Source organism: Photobacterium sp. GB-1 (assembly GCF_003026165.1).
GTDB lineage: Bacteria > Pseudomonadota > Gammaproteobacteria > Enterobacterales > Vibrionaceae > Photobacterium.
In genome coordinates this window covers 1-799 of record NZ_PYOB01000061.1, presented here as the reverse complement: position 1 = coordinate 799, position 799 = coordinate 1, and the positions used below count along the sequence as shown (strand labels likewise).

Annotated in this window: 2 tRNA genes and 2 rRNA genes; all 4 read left to right on the top strand. The window is 44.6% G+C overall.

Annotated elements, in window-relative coordinates:
* Positions 1-117, top strand: a 16S ribosomal RNA gene (locus C9J45_RS21415); the annotation flags it as partial.
* 71 nt (positions 118-188) lie between these two features.
* Positions 189-265 (top strand) — tRNA-Ile (locus C9J45_RS21410).
* A 44-nt stretch (positions 266-309) separates the two neighbouring features.
* Positions 310-385: transfer RNA gene (locus C9J45_RS21405), tRNA-Ala, on the top strand.
* Between the two features lie 304 nt (positions 386-689).
* A 23S ribosomal RNA gene (locus C9J45_RS21400) occupies positions 690-799 on the top strand; the annotation flags it as partial.

Sequence of the window (799 nt, the reverse complement as noted above, 5' to 3'; positions counted from 1 at the left end):
GCACCAGAAGTAGATAGCTTAACCTTCGGGAGGGCGTTTACCACGGTGTGGTTCATGACTGGGGTGAAGTCGTAACAAGGTAGCCCTAGGGGAACCTGGGGCTGGATCACCTCCTTACCTAAAGACTTACTGTTTAATGCAGTGTCCACACAGATTGCTTGGTTAAAATGTAGAACGTAAAAAGACTTGGGTCTGTAGCTCAGGTGGTTAGAGCGCACCCCTGATAAGGGTGAGGTCGGTGGTTCAAGTCCACTCAGACCCACCACTTTCTCTCCCAGAGAAGGTGGCGGTTTAGTCTTTTATATCGTTGGGGTTATAGCTCAGCTGGGAGAGCGCCTGCCTTGCACGCAGGAGGTCTGCGGTTCGATCCCGCATAGCTCCACCACTCTTTAAACGCATTCTTGTGAGTGTTTTTAAAAAGTGGTTATCTAACGATGATTACATGTTCTTTAACAATCTGGAAAGCTGACTAGTAAATTCAATCGAATAGATTGATTTTAAAAATGTTCTTCGAAAGAAGAACGAGTTCTCAAAACATACACATTCAAGTGTCTGTGTTTGCTTTCACTTTTTAAAAGTGAAAACAAAACAATGAGTCCGGCGAAAAACCAACGTTTAATACTTTCTTGATCGAAGTGTTAAACACAAACCTTGGTTGTTTGAACATACGAAACCTCTTGGGGTTGTATGGTTAAGTGACTAAGCGTACACGGTGGATGCCTTGGCAGTCAGAGGCGATGAAGGACGTATTAACTTGCGATAAGCCCAGAGAAGGTAGTAAAAACCGGTGACTCTGGGA